This is a genomic window from Pseudomonas sp. TE3728 (assembly GCF_056279145.1).
This window is the reverse complement of sequence record NZ_JBWBQT010000001.1, coordinates 3040010-3056210: the sequence shown is the minus strand read 5'-3', so window position 1 is coordinate 3056210 and position 16201 is coordinate 3040010. Positions and strand designations below refer to the sequence as shown.

The 16201-nt window shown below is 55.9% G+C and carries 8 protein-coding genes, 2 tRNA genes and 3 rRNA genes; 10 read left to right on the top strand and 3 right to left on the bottom strand.

Going from position 1 to position 16201, the window contains the following annotated elements; translation table 11 throughout:
• Positions 1-48: 48 nt before the first annotated feature.
• The 10 genes from msrP to ACZ89R_RS13050 all read left to right on the top strand — a co-directional run bounded on the left by msrP (position 49) and on the right by ACZ89R_RS13050 (position 11159).
• On the top strand, positions 49-1062 hold the full coding sequence (msrP, locus tag ACZ89R_RS13095; RefSeq protein ID WP_429545579.1) for a protein-methionine-sulfoxide reductase catalytic subunit MsrP: 1014 nt from the start codon (positions 49-51) through the stop codon (positions 1060-1062).
• Positions 1062-1682, top strand: a complete 621-nt coding sequence (gene msrQ / locus ACZ89R_RS13090; RefSeq protein WP_429545580.1) for a protein-methionine-sulfoxide reductase heme-binding subunit MsrQ — start codon at positions 1062-1064, stop codon at positions 1680-1682. Before msrP ends, msrQ begins: the two co-directional genes overlap by 1 nt.
• Before the next feature lie 555 nt (positions 1683-2237).
• Positions 2238-3776 (top strand): 16S ribosomal RNA (locus ACZ89R_RS13085).
• An 82-nt stretch (positions 3777-3858) separates the two neighbouring features.
• Positions 3859-3935 (top strand) — tRNA-Ile (locus tag ACZ89R_RS13080).
• Positions 3936-3965: 30 nt separating this feature from the next.
• Positions 3966-4041 (top strand) — tRNA-Ala (locus ACZ89R_RS13075).
• 235 nt (positions 4042-4276) lie between these two features.
• A 23S ribosomal RNA gene (locus tag ACZ89R_RS13070) occupies positions 4277-7168 on the top strand.
• 160 nt (positions 7169-7328) lie between these two features.
• Positions 7329-7444, top strand: a 5S ribosomal RNA gene (rrf, locus tag ACZ89R_RS13065).
• Together the 16S, 23S and 5S rRNA genes with 2 tRNA genes alongside form the textbook arrangement of a ribosomal RNA operon.
• A 149-nt stretch (positions 7445-7593) precedes the next feature.
• The gene (locus tag ACZ89R_RS13060) at positions 7594-8253 is read left to right on the top strand and encodes a paraquat-inducible protein A (RefSeq protein ID WP_429545581.1); all 660 of its coding nucleotides are present in this window, start codon (positions 7594-7596) and stop codon (positions 8251-8253) included.
• The gene (locus ACZ89R_RS13055) at positions 8240-8863 is read left to right on the top strand and encodes a paraquat-inducible protein A (protein ID WP_007896874.1); all 624 of its coding nucleotides are present in this window, start codon (positions 8240-8242) and stop codon (positions 8861-8863) included. The genes ACZ89R_RS13060 and ACZ89R_RS13055 overlap by 14 nt, the downstream gene beginning before the upstream one ends.
• On the top strand, positions 8856-11159 hold the full coding sequence (locus ACZ89R_RS13050; RefSeq protein ID WP_429545582.1) for a PqiB family protein: 2304 nt from the start codon (positions 8856-8858) through the stop codon (positions 11157-11159). Before ACZ89R_RS13055 ends, ACZ89R_RS13050 begins: the two co-directional genes overlap by 8 nt.
• A 112-nt stretch (positions 11160-11271) precedes the next feature.
• Here ACZ89R_RS13050 and mksF read toward each other — a convergent pair whose 3' ends face one another.
• Genes mksF through mksB form a run of 3 tightly spaced genes read right to left on the bottom strand, consistent with a single transcriptional unit; the run spans position 11272 to position 16077 of the window.
• Positions 11272-14112, bottom strand: a complete 2841-nt coding sequence (gene mksF, locus ACZ89R_RS13045; protein WP_429545583.1) for an Mks condensin complex protein MksF — start codon at positions 14110-14112, stop codon at positions 11272-11274.
• Positions 14109-14810 carry an Mks condensin complex protein MksE gene (mksE, locus tag ACZ89R_RS13040; protein ID WP_429545584.1) on the bottom strand — a complete coding sequence of 234 codons (702 nt, stop codon included), beginning with the start codon at positions 14808-14810 and terminating at the stop codon, positions 14109-14111. Before mksE ends, mksF begins: the two co-directional genes overlap by 4 nt.
• Positions 14800-16077 (bottom strand): Mks condensin complex protein MksB, encoded by a 1278-nt coding sequence (mksB, locus tag ACZ89R_RS13035; protein ID WP_429545585.1) that lies wholly within the window; start codon positions 16075-16077, stop codon positions 14800-14802. Before mksB ends, mksE begins: the two co-directional genes overlap by 11 nt.
• Positions 16078-16201 lie beyond the last annotated feature (124 nt).

The following is a 16201-nucleotide window of genomic DNA, read 5'->3' as shown; positions in this document are numbered from 1 at the left end:
ACTCCGCAGTCTATGGGTACATCTGTCCTCCAAAGCTGCGGAGTTGTCATGCTGATCAAAGTCCCCAAAGCGTCTGACTGTCATGAGTCGGACGTCACGCCTGAATCCCTCTACTTTTCTCGCCGCAGTGTATTAGGTGCCGCCGTTGCAGGTTTGGCGGTGAGCAGTCTGCCGCGTTGGGCGAGTGCCGATGATGTTGCGCGTTATGCTGATGTCGAGCCTGGCAAGGCGCCCACCTGGTTTGCCGAAAAGCTTCCTTCTACCAAATGGGAGGCGGTCAACGTCAAGGACGAGGCGATCACACCTTTCAAGGATGCGACCCACTACAACAACTTCTATGAGTTCGGTACCGATAAAGGTGATCCCGCAGCCAATGCCGGTGCGCTGAAAACCGAACCCTGGAGCGTGGTGGTGGACGGGGAGGTGGGTAAGCCGGGGCGGTATGCGCTGGAAGACTTTATGAAGCCTTATCAACTGGAAGAGCGCATCTATCGTCTTCGCTGTGTGGAAGCCTGGTCGATGGTCATTCCGTGGATCGGTTTTCCTGTTTCGGCGTTGCTCAAGGAAGTCGAGCCGACGTCCAAAGCCAAGTTCATTCGCTTCGAGACCTTGCAGGATCCCAAGAGTATGCCCGGGCAGCGTTCCGGCTTTGCCTTGATCGACTGGCCTTATGTAGAAGGGTTGCGTCTGGATGAAGCAATGAATCCATTGGCGATTCTTGCTGTGGGCATGTACGGGCGTGAGTTGCCGAATCAGAACGGTGCGCCGCTGCGTCTGGTGGTGCCCTGGAAGTACGGCTTCAAGAGCATCAAATCCATCGTGCGGATCAGCCTGGTCAGCGAGCAGCCGAAAACTACTTGGCAGAGTATCGCCTCCGATGAATATGGTTTTTATGCGAACGTGAACCCGACAGTCGATCACCCGCGCTGGACCCAGGCACGGGAAAGGCGTTTGCCGAGCGGTCTGTTCAAGCCCAATGTGCGGGACACGCAAATGTTCAACGGCTACTCGGATGAAGTTGCTTCTCTCTATACAGGGCTCGATTTGCGGAAGAATTACTGATGCGATATCCGTTTTGGCGTATTGGCGTCTTCATCACTGCAGCGATTTGGCCAGTGCTTTGGTTGTATCAGGCCTGGGCGGATGTGCTGGGACCTGATCCAGGCAAGGTATTGGTTGACCGTCTGGGGCAGGGGACGCTTGTGCTGTTGCTCATTACATTGAGCATGACGCCTTTGCAGAAGCTCACCGGTTGGCCGGGATGGATAGCGGTTCGACGACAGCTGGGTTTGTGGTGCTTCGCTTATGTGGTTCTGCATTTGAGCGGTTACACCGCGTTTATCCTTGGCTTTGATTGGTCGCAGCTGGGTATCGAGTTGCGCAAGCGGCCCTACATTATTGTCGGGGTGCTGGGATTTCTCTGTTTGCTGGCATTGGCGGTTACCTCTAATCGCTACAGTCAGCGGCGTTTAGGTTCTCGCTGGAAGAAACTGCATCGATTGGTTTATGTGGTTCTCGGGCTCGGATTGCTGCATATGTTGTGGATCGTACGTGCCGATCTGAAGGAGTGGGTGATCTATGCATCTATAGGTGCGTTGTTATTGGTGCTGAGATTGCCGCCTGTAATCCGTCGGATTCCACGTTTAACAGCTAAAAAGCCCACCTCTGCAAGAAAAGCGTAATTAGAGGTTGACGGCAGATTCTGGAGGTCTATAATTCTCCCCACTTCCGGCGCAGCCGAAACGGAAAACTCCTTGGTAAACAAAGAGTTACGAAGTTTTCGGCAGCGGTTACGCTTCAGTTCATCGAAGCCAGAAGGAGTTGGTAAGGCAGTGTGTTTTCGCCTTATTGACGGTTCGATCTTCTCGGTCGAAAGCGGAGAAAAAGAGGTGTTGACAGCAGCGAGTAACGCTGTAGAATTCGCCTCCCGCTAACGAGAGATCGGAAGCGCAAGTGGTTGAAGTTGTTGAAGATTCCCAAGCGAAACTTTGAAAACTTCTGAAAATAACCGCTTGACAGTAACAGAGGCTGCTGTAGAATGCGCGCCTCGGTTGAGACGAAAGATCTTAACCAACCGCTCTTTAACAACTGAATCAAGCAATTCGTGTGGGTGCTTGTGGAGTCAGACTGATAGTCAACAAGATTATCAGCATCACAAGTTACTCCGCGAGAAATCAAAGATGTAGCCAACGATTGCTGAGCCAAGTTTAGGGTTTCTTAAAAACCCAAAGATGTTTGAACTGAAGAGTTTGATCATGGCTCAGATTGAACGCTGGCGGCAGGCCTAACACATGCAAGTCGAGCGGCAGCACGGGTACTTGTACCTGGTGGCGAGCGGCGGACGGGTGAGTAATGCCTAGGAATCTGCCTGGTAGTGGGGGATAACGCTCGGAAACGGACGCTAATACCGCATACGTCCTACGGGAGAAAGCAGGGGACCTTCGGGCCTTGCGCTATCAGATGAGCCTAGGTCGGATTAGCTAGTTGGTGAGGTAATGGCTCACCAAGGCGACGATCCGTAACTGGTCTGAGAGGATGATCAGTCACACTGGAACTGAGACACGGTCCAGACTCCTACGGGAGGCAGCAGTGGGGAATATTGGACAATGGGCGAAAGCCTGATCCAGCCATGCCGCGTGTGTGAAGAAGGTCTTCGGATTGTAAAGCACTTTAAGTTGGGAGGAAGGGCAGTTACCTAATACGTATCTGTTTTGACGTTACCGACAGAATAAGCACCGGCTAACTCTGTGCCAGCAGCCGCGGTAATACAGAGGGTGCAAGCGTTAATCGGAATTACTGGGCGTAAAGCGCGCGTAGGTGGTTCGTTAAGTTGGATGTGAAAGCCCCGGGCTCAACCTGGGAACTGCATTCAAAACTGACGAGCTAGAGTATGGTAGAGGGTGGTGGAATTTCCTGTGTAGCGGTGAAATGCGTAGATATAGGAAGGAACACCAGTGGCGAAGGCGACCACCTGGACTGATACTGACACTGAGGTGCGAAAGCGTGGGGAGCAAACAGGATTAGATACCCTGGTAGTCCACGCCGTAAACGATGTCAACTAGCCGTTGGGAGCCTTGAGCTCTTAGTGGCGCAGCTAACGCATTAAGTTGACCGCCTGGGGAGTACGGCCGCAAGGTTAAAACTCAAATGAATTGACGGGGGCCCGCACAAGCGGTGGAGCATGTGGTTTAATTCGAAGCAACGCGAAGAACCTTACCAGGCCTTGACATCCAATGAACTTTCCAGAGATGGATTGGTGCCTTCGGGAGCATTGAGACAGGTGCTGCATGGCTGTCGTCAGCTCGTGTCGTGAGATGTTGGGTTAAGTCCCGTAACGAGCGCAACCCTTGTCCTTAGTTACCAGCACGTGATGGTGGGCACTCTAAGGAGACTGCCGGTGACAAACCGGAGGAAGGTGGGGATGACGTCAAGTCATCATGGCCCTTACGGCCTGGGCTACACACGTGCTACAATGGTCGGTACAGAGGGTTGCCAAGCCGCGAGGTGGAGCTAATCCCAGAAAACCGATCGTAGTCCGGATCGCAGTCTGCAACTCGACTGCGTGAAGTCGGAATCGCTAGTAATCGCGAATCAGAATGTCGCGGTGAATACGTTCCCGGGCCTTGTACACACCGCCCGTCACACCATGGGAGTGGGTTGCACCAGAAGTAGCTAGTCTAACCTTCGGGAGGACGGTTACCACGGTGTGATTCATGACTGGGGTGAAGTCGTAACAAGGTAGCCGTAGGGGAACCTGCGGCTGGATCACCTCCTTAATCGACGACGTCAGCTGCTCCATAAGTTCCCACACGAATTGCTTGATTCATTGAAGAAGACGATAAGAAGCAGCCCGAAATTGGGTCTGTAGCTCAGTTGGTTAGAGCGCACCCCTGATAAGGGTGAGGTCGGCAGTTCGAATCTGCCCAGACCCACCAATTTTGTGTGGGAAACGCCTGTAGAAATACGGGGCCATAGCTCAGCTGGGAGAGCGCCTGCCTTGCACGCAGGAGGTCAACGGTTCGATCCCGTTTGGCTCCACCACTACTGCTTCTGTTTGTTGAAAGCTTAGAAATGAGCATTCCATCGTGACGATGGTGAATGTTGATTTCTAGTCTTTGGCTAGATCGTTCTTTAAAAATTTGGGTATGTGATAGAAAGATAGACTGATGGCCACTTTCACTGGTGGTGATCAGGCTAAGGTAAAATTTGTGAGTTTAATCGCGAATTTTCGGCGAATGTCGTCTTCACAGTATAACCAGATTGCTTGGGGTTATATGGTCAAGTGAAGAAGCGCATACGGTGGATGCCTTGGCAGTCAGAGGCGATGAAAGACGTGGTAGCCTGCGAAAAGCTTCGGGGAGTCGGCAAACAGACTTTGATCCGGAGATGTCTGAATGGGGGAACCCACCTAACATAAGTTAGGTATCTTAAGCTGAATACATAGGCTTAAGAAGCGAACCAGGGGAACTGAAACATCTAAGTACCCTGAGGAAAAGAAATCAACCGAGATTCCCTTAGTAGTGGCGAGCGAACGGGGACTAGCCCTTAAGTGGCTTTGAGATTAGCGGAACGCTCTGGAAAGTGCGGCCATAGTGGGTGATAGCCCTGTACGCGAAAATCTCTTGGTCATGAAATCGAGTAGGACGGAGCACGAGAAACTTTGTCTGAATATGGGGGGACCATCCTCCAAGGCTAAATACTACTGACTGACCGATAGTGAACTAGTACCGTGAGGGAAAGGCGAAAAGAACCCCGGAGAGGGGAGTGAAATAGATCCTGAAACCGTATGCGTACAAGCAGTGGGAGCCCACTTTGTTGGGTGACTGCGTACCTTTTGTATAATGGGTCAGCGACTTATTTTCAGTGGCGAGCTTAACCGAATAGGGGAGGCGTAGCGAAAGCGAGTCTTAATAGGGCGTCTAGTCGCTGGGAATAGACCCGAAACCGGGCGATCTATCCATGGGCAGGTTGAAGGTTGGGTAACACTAACTGGAGGACCGAACCGACTACCGTTGAAAAGTTAGCGGATGACCTGTGGATCGGAGTGAAAGGCTAATCAAGCTCGGAGATAGCTGGTTCTCCTCGAAAGCTATTTAGGTAGCGCCTCATGTATCACTGTAGGGGGTAGAGCACTGTTTCGGCTAGGGGGTCATCCCGACTTACCAAACCGATGCAAACTCCGAATACCTACAAGTGCCGAGCATGGGAGACACACGGCGGGTGCTAACGTCCGTCGTGAAAAGGGAAACAACCCAGACCGTCAGCTAAGGTCCCAAAGTTATGGTTAAGTGGGAAACGATGTGGGAAGGCTTAGACAGCTAGGAGGTTGGCTTAGAAGCAGCCACCCTTTAAAGAAAGCGTAATAGCTCACTAGTCGAGTCGGCCTGCGCGGAAGATGTAACGGGGCTCAAACCATACACCGAAGCTACGGGTATCACTTAGGTGATGCGGTAGAGGAGCGTTCTGTAAGCCTGTGAAGGTGAGTTGAGAAGCTTGCTGGAGGTATCAGAAGTGCGAATGCTGACATGAGTAACGACAATGGGTGTGAAAAACACCCACGCCGAAAGACCAAGGTTTCCTGCGCAACGTTAATCGACGCAGGGTTAGTCGGTCCCTAAGGCGAGGCTGAAAAGCGTAGTCGATGGAAAACAGGTTAATATTCCTGTACTTCTGGTTATTGCGATGGAGGGACGGAGAAGGCTAGGCCAGCTTGGCGTTGGTTGTCCAAGTTTAAGGTGGTAGGCTGGAATCTTAGGTAAATCCGGGATTCTAAGGCCGAGAGCTGATGACGAGTGTTCTTTTAGAACACGAAGTGGTTGATGCCATGCTTCCAAGAAAAGCTTCTAAGCTTCAGGTAACCAGGAACCGTACCCCAAACCGACACAGGTGGTTGGGTAGAGAATACCAAGGCGCTTGAGAGAACTCGGGTGAAGGAACTAGGCAAAATGGCACCGTAACTTCGGGAGAAGGTGCGCCGGTGAGGGTGAAGCATTTACTGCGTAAGCCCACGCCGGTCGAAGATACCAGGCCGCTGCGACTGTTTATTAAAAACACAGCACTCTGCAAACACGAAAGTGGACGTATAGGGTGTGACGCCTGCCCGGTGCCGGAAGGTTAATTGATGGGGTTAGCTAACGCGAAGCTCTTGATCGAAGCCCCGGTAAACGGCGGCCGTAACTATAACGGTCCTAAGGTAGCGAAATTCCTTGTCGGGTAAGTTCCGACCTGCACGAATGGCGTAACGATGGCGGCGCTGTCTCCACCCGAGACTCAGTGAAATTGAAATCGCTGTGAAGATGCAGTGTATCCGCGGCTAGACGGAAAGACCCCGTGAACCTTTACTATAGCTTTGCACTGGACTTTGAATTTGCTTGTGTAGGATAGGTGGGAGGCTTTGAAGCGTGGACGCCAGTTCGCGTGGAGCCAACCTTGAAATACCACCCTGGCAACTTTGAGGTTCTAACTCAGGTCCGTTATCCGGATCGAGGACAGTGTATGGTGGGTAGTTTGACTGGGGCGGTCTCCTCCTAAAGAGTAACGGAGGAGTACGAAGGTGCGCTCAGACCGGTCGGAAATCGGTCGTAGAGTATAAAGGCAAAAGCGCGCTTGACTGCGAGACAGACACGTCGAGCAGGTACGAAAGTAGGTCTTAGTGATCCGGTGGTTCTGTATGGAAGGGCCATCGCTCAACGGATAAAAGGTACTCCGGGGATAACAGGCTGATACCGCCCAAGAGTTCATATCGACGGCGGTGTTTGGCACCTCGATGTCGGCTCATCACATCCTGGGGCTGAAGCCGGTCCCAAGGGTATGGCTGTTCGCCATTTAAAGTGGTACGCGAGCTGGGTTTAGAACGTCGTGAGACAGTTCGGTCCCTATCTGCCGTGGACGTTTGAGATTTGAGAGGGGCTGCTCCTAGTACGAGAGGACCGGAGTGGACGAACCTCTGGTGTTCCGGTTGTCACGCCAGTGGCATTGCCGGGTAGCTATGTTCGGAATAGATAACCGCTGAAAGCATCTAAGCGGGAAACTAGCCTCAAGATGAGATCTCACTGGGACCTTGAGTCCCCTGAAGGGCCGTCGAAGACTACGACGTTGATAGGTTGGGTGTGTAAGCGCTGTGAGGCGTTGAGCTAACCAATACTAATTGCCCGTGAGGCTTGACCATATAACACCCAAGCAATTTGCTGACCTGAAGAGGCACCAGATTGCGGTGTGTGAAGACGAACCGAACCGAAAGTTTGTGACACTCACAAAACACCAAACTATCGCATACCCATTCGCTGGAGCGTGAACCCGCAAGGGCCCACGACCTGGCTACCGAATTTCTTGACGACCATAGAGCATTGGAACCACCTGATCCCATCCCGAACTCAGCAGTGAAACGATGCATCGCCGATGGTAGTGTGGGGTTTCCCCATGTGAGAGTAGGTCATCGTCAAGATTAAATTCCGAAACCCCTATCTGCGTATGCAGGTAGGGGTTTTGTTTTGTCCGCAGGAAAAGAGCACTCTGGCGACAATACAAAATTGCACAGTTATTTTCGAGTCAGGACACTAGAATAGGTCCAACTTTTTTGGAGCCAGAGCCTTTATGCCAGATCCGGTTGACGCCCCAGGGCTGTCAGATTTACCGCTGGACGACTTGGTAGCGTGTCATGAGTGCGACTTGCTGATGCGCAAGCCTGAGCTTGCTCATGATGAGAAAGCCATCTGTGTACGCTGCGGTTATGAGCTGTATGCCCATCGACACAATGTCGTGCAGCGCAGTCTCGCCTTGGTCATTGCCGCGCTGTTGTTGTTCATCCCGGCGAACTTTTTACCCATCATGCAGCTCCATCTACTCGGACAGTCGTCGCACGATACTGTCTGGAGTGGCGTTGTCGGTCTGTTCGATACCGGTATGCGAGGCGTAGCGGCAGTGGTATTCCTTTGCAGCATGGGGATTCCGCTGCTCAAGCTGCTTTGCCAGCTCTTCGTGTTGCTGAGTATTCGCTTCGATATCGGACGCAGTTATGGCCTGCTGCTCTACCGCATTTATCACCATCTACGGGACTGGGGAATGCTCGAGGTTTACCTCATGGGCGTACTGGTTGCGATCGTCAAATTGGCCGATATGGCGGCGATCACCGTAGGTCTTGGTCTGGTGTGCTTCATCAGTTTGTTGTTGGTTCAGGTCTGGCTGGAAGTAGTGATGTCACCGCACCAGATCTGGCAGGCTCTATCAGGAGAAGATGCCCATGCGGGCGATTGATGCAGGCATTCTGATTTGTGCCGAATGCCACGAGTTGAATAAACAGGAAGCCGATACCGACGAGCAGGTGTGCACTCGCTGCGGTGCGCTGGTTCACGCCCGCCGCCCGAACAGTCTGATGCGTACTTGGGCGTTATTAATCACGGGCGCGATTCTCTACATCCCGGCCAATGTACTACCGATCATGACCGTCAATTCCCTGGGGCAGGGCGATCCGAGCACCATTATGTCCGGTGTGATCCAGCTGGTTCAGCACGGCATGATTCCAATCGCTGCCGTGGTTTTTATCGCCAGCATCCTGGTACCCACGTTCAAGCTGGTGGGCATCGCATTGCTGCTGTTTTCGGTGCAGCGCCGTCAGCCGCTTTCGGCACGCCAGCGCATTCTGATGTACCGCTTTATCGAGTTCATCGGCCGCTGGTCGATGCTGGATATTTTTGTAATCGCCATTCTGGTGGCGGTTGTGAATTTTGGACGGCTTGCCAGCATCGAAGCCAATCTTGGCGCCATCGCCTTCGCCAGTGTGGTGATTCTGACGATGCTTGCCGCAGTAACTTTCGATCCCCGACTGATTTGGGATAACACGGAGTCGGACGACGACCATGACTGATTTGCCTAAAGCGAAAACCCGACCGGCCTCGAACTGGTCTGCCATTTGGGTGTTGCCCCTGATCGCCTTGATCATCGGCGGCTGGCTCGGCTGGCGTGCCTACAGCGAGACGGGCATCGAGATTCAGGTGCGCTTCGAAAGTGGCGAAGGCATTCAGGCCAACAAAACCGAAGTTGTCTACAAAGGCATGTCGGTCGGCAAGGTGAAAGCCCTCAAACTCGATGACGAAGGCAGCTCCAAAGGAGTGATCGCTACCATCGAGATGAACAAGGACGTGGAGCAATACCTCAAGACCAGCACGCGGTTCTGGCTGGTCAAACCGAGCGTGACCCTGGCCGGTATCACGGGCCTGGAGACGCTGGTCTCGGGTAACTATGTGGCCGTTAGCCCAGGCGAAGGCGAGCCGACCCGCAAGTTCAAGGCCCTGGCCCAGGAGCCTCCGCTATCGGACGCGCAACCCGGCCTGCACTTGACCATCAAGGCTGATCGCCTCGGCTCGCTGAATCGCGGCAGCCCGGTGTTCTACAAGCAGATTCAGGTCGGTCAGATCAAAAGCTATGTGCTGTCCGCAGACCAAAGCACTGTCGAACTCAAAGTCTTCATCGAGCCGACGTACGCCGGCCTGGTGCGTAAACATACGCGTTTCTGGAATGCCAGCGGCATCAGTATCGACGCCAACCTTTCTGGTGTGAAAGTACGTAGCGAGTCCCTCGCCAGCATCGTCGCTGGTGGTATTGCATTTGCCACTCCGGAAAATCGCAAGGACAGCCCGCCTACCGATCCAAGCCTGCCGTTCCGTCTCTATGAGGATTTCGATGCGGCCGCAGCCGGTATTCGGGTCAAGGTCAAACTCAGCGATTTCGAGGGCCTGCAGTCCGGTCGTACGCCGGTGATGTACAAAGGTATCCAAGTCGGCAATTTGAAAACGCTCAAGGTTGATCCCGACCTGTCCAGTGCGACCGCCGAGTTGACTCTAGACCCGCTGGCCGAGGACTACCTGGTCACCGGCACTCAGTTCTGGGTGGTAAAACCATCGATTTCGCTCGCCGGTATTACAGGCCTGGAAGCGCTGGTCAAAGGCAACTACATTGCCGTGCGCCCAGGCGACAAGGGCGGTGCGCCGCAGCGCGAGTTCGAAGCACGGCCCAAGGCGCCGCCGCTGGACCTGCGTTCGCCCGGCCTGCATTTGGTGTTGTTCACCGAAAACCTGGGTTCTCTGGAAGTCGGCAGTCCGATTCTCTACAAACAGGTCAAGGTCGGTTCGGTTCAAAGCTATCAATTCTCTCGCACCAAAAAGCAGCTGGTAATCGGTGTGCACATCGAGAAGGAATACGAAGGGCTGGTCAACGCTTCGACGCGTTTCTGGAATGCCAGCGGCATTACGCTCACCGGTGGATTAACCGGCGGCATCCAAGTCAAAAGTGAGTCGTTACAGAGCCTGATGGCCGGAGGCATCGCCTTCGAGACCCCGGAAGCCAAAGCGCCGTTGCAGAAGCGTATTCCACGTTTCCGCCTGCATGCCAACCATGATGAGGCAACGCAGAAAGGCACCATGGTGACGATCAAGGTCGATCGCGCCGATGGCCTGCGCAGTGGCACGCCGGTTCGATTCAAAGGCCTGGACGTTGGCAAGATCGAGGACGTCGACCTCAGTGATGACCTGCAATCAGTACTGCTAACCGCGCGGATCACTGAAGTGCCGGAGCGTATCGCTCGGGTCGGCAGTCAGTTCTGGGTGGTTAAACCTGAGCTCGGTCTGATTAAAACCTCGAACCTCGACACTTTGGTCACCGGGCAATACATCGAAGTACAACCGGCGCCGAAGAACCTCGGCCCACAGAAGACTTTCGTGGCCTTGACCAATCCTCCGGAAATCGCCAAGGAAGAGGCTGGTTTAAGCCTGGTGTTGAGCGCTGCTCGCCGGGGCTCGCTGAAGACTGGCGTCCCCGTCACCTATCGCGAAATCACGGTAGGCAAGGTGACCGGCTATGAACTGGGCCAGACGGCTGATCGAGTGTTGGTGCACATCCTGATCGAACCGAAGTATGCGCCGCTGGTACGCAGTGGCACGCGGTTCTGGAACACCAGTGGTTTTGGATTTGACTACGGCTTGTTCAAAGGCGCGACAATACGCACCGAATCGCTGGAGACGCTGGTTCAGGGCGGCATTGCGTTTGCCACACCGGATGGCGACCGCATGGGTGTTCCGGCGCGGGCTGAGCAAACCTTTCCATTGTTCGACCAGTTCGAAGATGAGTGGCTGACCTGGGCGCCGAAGATTTCGATCGGCAAGTAGTTATTGCGTCTGTGATGACGCCTTCGCGGGCAAGCCTCGCTCCTACAATGAAAAGATAAAAAAGGCCGCGATCCATTGGATCGCGGCCTTTTTATTGGTTTCGATTAAAGCGTCAAACCGCGTCCAGCTCCGGTTCATCCGCTTCAACATTAACGGCAACCTTCACCTCATCGTGGCGACGAATGTACTTCCAGTCCGCCTCGTCGATATAAATGCCGTTCGGGCCGCTGCCGCCTTCCAGGTCGATGGCGACACTGGCGCAAACTTGCGGCTTCACACTCGCCAGAATTGGCACGAAACCCAATTGCAGGCTGGTTTCCAGCAGTGCTGCCTGGTTCTTCTCGTCGATGTCCGCCGCTTCGTCGAGGTAGTACGGCAGGCGCACGCGACCGGCCTGATCGCGGTCCATCAAGTGCAGCAACAAGTACATGTTGGTCAGCGCCTTGATGGTCATGGTGGTGCCGTTGGACGCCGCGCCGTCGATGTCGGTGTGGATCACCGGTAGGCCGTTGACCTTGGTGATCTCGAACGCCAGCTCGAACAGATCCTTGAGGCCGAGCTGGTTGTGGTTCGCCGCCACCAGCCGCGCCAGGTATTCCTTGGCCTCTTCGTTCTTGTTGTCTTGATCGGCGCTTTGGCTCAGGTCGAAGACGGAAAGGGTTTCGCCTTCTTCGTACTGACCGGCGCTGTGGATGATCTGGTCAATGTGCTTGAGCGCTTCCTTGTTCGGCGCGAGCACGATGCGGAAGCTTTGCAGGTTGGAGACCTGACGCTTGTTGATCTCGCGGTTGAACAGCGCCAGTTGATGTTCGAGGCTGTCATAGTCGCTGCGAATGTTACGCAGGGTCCGGGCGATGTCGGTGACGGCTGCACGACGTGCCTTGCCGAGAGTCAGGGCTTCGTCGGTGCGGTGTGCGTACGCGTTGATCAGCAGTTGCAGGCGACGCTCCATATCGTCTTCGCTGTCGAACTTGGCCACGCCCTTGAGGCGAACCTGAGCATAGAGCGCGTCGATCTGCCCGTCGCTGCGCAGCAGGCCTTGCCAGCTGTCCTGATAGTCGTTGAGCAACGGCAGCAGGTTATCCATGGAGTCGTCGACCGGGTCCATGAACGGCGTGCCAAATGGCAGGTCCGCCGGCAACAGCTGACGACGGCGCAGGGCGTCGTCGAGGGTGCGTTGCTTGGCTTCCATATCGCCGATCTGCCGGCCGACCAGTTGCAGCTTGGCCGACAGTTGCTGGACGCGCTCGGTGAAGGCATCGCTGGAACGCTTCAATTCGTCCTGAGCAGCTTCCATCTGCGCCAACTGCTCAAGCTTGTCGCCTTCCTCGGCGCTCAGGGTTTGCGCGCGGCGGAAATCTTCCAGGGCTTTCTGCGCATCCAGCACTTGCTGGTATAGCGCTTCAGTCTGGGTCTTGCTGGCCGCGCGGTCGGCTGCCACGGCAGCTTGAGTTTTCAGCTGCTTGAGTTCTTTTTCCAGGCGGTCTTTCTGATCGCGCAGCGCCGCGCGGTCAGCCAGGGCTTGCAGGGCTGGAGGCTCGATGTGCGAGATGTCGATGGACAGGCCCGGCACTTCGAAGCGCTCGCCTTTGAAGCCATCGAGGATCAGTTCCATGGATTTGACCCACTGACCGTCCTCGTCCAGCGTAATGCCGTGTTCACCCAGCGGGAGGCTGAACAGTGCGCTGTTGAACAGGCGCATCAGGCGCTCGACGTCCTGCTGCGAAAACTCCTCGCGCAAACGGGCGTAGCTGTTGTTGTCGGCGTGATCGAGTTGTTGCTTGACCGACTTCAGGCGTTTTTCCAGATCCCGCAGACGCTCTTCGAGGTCTTCGGCACTGAACTGCCGCGACTGGGCCAGCGCACCGGCCAGTTCGTCGTGCGCGTCCTTGGCGGCGAGCAGTTGCTGCTCGAGGACTTTGACGTCATCGACCAGCGCGAAGCGATGCTTGAGCACCGACAACTCGCCGAGCCAGCGCTGGATGCCGGTGATTTCCCGCTCCAGACGCATCAGCTCCTGAGTGCCGCCGCGCTGATCGTTTTGCAGCGCGTCCTGCTCGTTGCGGTAGTGCTCGGCCTGAATCGTCAGTTCTTCCTTGCGCGCACTGGCGTAGTCCGACCAGGTGCCGAGCAGGGAGTCGAGCAGCGGCGACAGGCGATGCAGTTTGCCGCGCAGGATATTGCGCTGGGCCACGCCTGCGGCCAGCGCTTCAACCAGCGGGCCGGCGGTAACCAGCGAGTTGTAGTCCTGCTCCATGCGACGAACATCGCGGAAGGCTTCTTCGCACGCGGCGATGTAGTCGACGCTGCCGGAACGCAGGCTGTGTTCGAAGGCATCGAGGAACAGCTGCTTGAGTTTGGCCGCGGTGATTTCGCGCATGTGCAACAAGTTGATGAACAGTGCGCGGAAGGTCTTCAGGCTCTGCTCGCTGGTGGAGCGCAGCGGGATCAGCGTCAGGTCCAGCGGAATCGAGGTGTGACCGCCCACCAGCAAACGACGCAGTTCATCCGGCTTGAGTTCATAGGCTTTCAGGCCTTCGCGCTCAAGGTTGGTGAACAGCTCTTTCTGCCGCAGGCAGGTGTCGTCTTTCTGGTAATGGGCCAGATCGAGTTTGCCGGCGTAGGCAAAGAACTGGTGACCGAAACCGCCGCCCGGGCCGCGTCCGACCACGCCGATTACGTGCGGGCCGTGGGGCAGGGAGACTTCCACCAGGATGTAACTGGTGTCCGAGGCGAAGTAGAAACGCCGGGATTGTTCCAGGCTGTACTTGCCGAAACTCATGTCCGACATGCGTGCAAGAATCGGGAACTGCAAGGCGTTGATCGATGCGGATTTACCGAGGTTGTTCGCCCCGTAAACCGACAGCGGCTCTTCCAGCGGGAACAGGCCGAGGCTGTAACCGGCGGTGTTCAAAAGGGCAAAGCGGCGAATGCCGTAGCGTTCCTTGCTCATGCGTCGGTCTCCTGTTCTTCGGCAATGGCGCGGGCCAGGGCGTCTTCTTCGCTTTCTTCTTCGAAATCGCTGAGGTCTAGCGGATCATCGGTTTGCAGCAGCTTCTCGTCGCTGTCGTCATCGATCAGCACCGGGACCGGCAATGGCAACACGCTGTGCAGGCTGGCCGCCAGATCACGGTCCTGCTGAACCGACAGGCAAACATCAAGGAAGCGATGCATCGGCGGCAGGAAACGGTAAACGCCGTTTTCTTCGCTGGCGAAACCGAGCTGAGTCATGCGGCGCATGATTTTTTCTTCGAGTTCTTCGACGGTCTGCACTTCTGCCTGGATAAACAAGTCGCGGTATTTCTCCAGCAACGATGGCAACTCATCGCGGCCGAGGCTGCCGCCGTCGAGCACGGCGACCGGGTCACGGCCCTGATCGGCCAGATGCTCGACAAGGATGAAGGTAAACAGCGCCAGACGTTGCGCGGTCTTGTTTACTGCCGCAGCGGCAAGGTCCGGCACAAAGTAGTAGAAACCTCGGGTGTCGCAGACCAGTTCAAAGCCCAGTGCCTTGAACAGCTTGCGGTACTGGTCCTGGAAGTTCGACAATTGCGCGTACAGCTCCGGGGCGCGGCGGCTGACGTGGTAGCCCTTGAACAGCTCGCGAAAGATCGGCGCCAGTTGGGACAGTTCGGATAGATCAAGATGCATGTGGGATGCTCGCAGAATCCTCGGCGGCGGTGTCGCCGGCCGAGAGCAGGGCGAAGGAGCGCAGGCTGACCTGATGCTCGTGAGTGTGGTAATCGCGGCGTTCCAGACGCTCGCGTTTGAAGCGTTTTTCCCGCGACAGGCGCGAGAACCAGTAGAGCAATTCGTCGGTGGCGCCGTCCGGCTCCTGCTCCAGCAGCCAGGTCATCAGGTCCGGCATCGGCAGGGCGTCTTCGCAGCGTTCGAGCATTTCCCGAACCGTGCGTGGCGCGCGCGGCGCTTCGCCTTTCTGGGGCTTGTGGGCCTTGGGGAAGCGTGCCGGTTTCGGCTCGAAACGGGCCAGGGCATAAACGTAGGCTTCGACCTGACTGGCGCTGCCCAGAAACGTGCTTTGCGGACGGGTGAACATCGGCATCGCCGCTTGTGGCACCGCATCGATACCTTTACGACGAATGGCCGACAGGGCCAGCGCCGCGCCACGGGTCACGGCGTTGTGCCGGCGGGCTTCTTCACGCAGCGGCAGCAGCAGTTCACGGGCATGACGCAGCGTCAGTTGGGCGCTGGTCTGCATTTCGAGGATGCGTGCGTGGGTGCGCAGCAGCATGTCGTCGTCAACCAGATGGCCGAGGCGCTGCTGTTCGGAGAGCATCTTCAGCAGGACCGTTTCGACCTTGCGCACGCCTTGTTCGAAGGCGCCGTCGGCGTTCACCAGTTCAATCATCGGCTCGACGTATTCGTCCCAGGTCGCCAGCACTTCAGCGTAGCGCTGACGCAGCGGGATCTGCCGATCGCTGGTTTTCGCCCGTTCGGCGACGGCCACCAACGCCTGTTCGTCGTTGTCGAGTTTTTTCAGCACATCGCGCACGCGCATGTCGAGCAGACGCAATTGGCGCGCCAGATCGTTGCCGTCGCGAATGTCGAAGGCGTCCTGAATGTAACCGGCCAGGCGCTCGAGATGGCGCAAATAGGCTTCGATTTCCAGGCACAGGCCCAGACGGTGCTCACGGCGCAGGTAAGCGAGGAAATCGTGGATCTGCGCGTTGAGCTCGAAACGGTTCGGGCTTTTCGCCACGGGAACCAGAATGTCGAGGCGGATCCACACGTCGAGCAGGCTGGTGATGTCCTGTGGCGTACTGTCGAGTTGCTGGGCGGCCAGTTGCGTGCGCAGTTCGTTGAGGCTCAGGGTGCCTTGGTCGAAGTGCTCGCACAGTGGCTCCAGAAGTGCCCAGTGTTCAGCGAGGGCGCGCAAGACGCGCTTGGGTTCGATCATCGGAATGGCCGGCTGGTTGGCGATTAAAAGTCGCGATTGTACTGCATCACGCCCGTTGCGATTCACTCTCGGGACGGACAGTTGGCTTTCTATCGATCAAGCGCGGGCGATCTTGAGCGAAGGG